1 protein-coding gene is annotated in these 590 nt (G+C 68.0%); it reads right to left on the minus strand.

The window, feature by feature from the left end; translation table 11 throughout:
* The coding region (locus tag DMB66_RS60565; protein ID WP_148113018.1) for an NAD(P)-binding domain-containing protein at positions 1-574 on the minus strand (574 nt) is incomplete at its 3' end.
* Between the last annotated feature and the right edge of the window lie 16 nt (positions 575-590).

Here is a 590-nt window from a genome sequence, read left to right on the forward strand (position 1 = left end):
CGGAGACGTAGTCATGGGTGTGCAGTTGGCGCCCCAGGAAGTTCTCCTGCCCCGGGTAGTGCGGGCGAACCGGATTGGTCCAGGTGCCAGTGGCGTTGATGATCGCCTGGGTGACCCACTGCCCGTGGCTGGTATCGACCACGAGTTCGCCGTCCGGGTCGCTGTCGGCACGCCGGACGGCGGTGACCGTCACCGGACGCAGGATGGGCAGGTCTGTTAGCCGCTCGAAGGCCGCGAAGTAGTGCGGGACCGCCGTGCGGCTGGGCTCGGCAGGATCGATGGGCGGTTTCGGGAAGCCGGGCAGGTCGAAGATGCCGTTCACAGTCGCCATCCGCAGCGACTGCCACCGGTGGCGCCAGGCTCCTCCCGGCTCGGGTTCGGCATCGACCACCACGAAGGTCCGGGCGGAGTCCGGCATCGTCAACGCGCTGTGGAAGCCGCGTCGCTTGAGGTGATAGGCGGCCGACAGACCGGACTGCCCACCTCCGATGACCACCACGGTCGCCCTTCGAGTCGCCTCCCGGTTCTGCGGCGACAGGCCGTCGTCAGCTGTATTCCGGCCGAGTCCGATCATGCTCAGAGGTGCTCGA

The organism is Actinoplanes sp. ATCC 53533 (assembly GCF_003947245.1).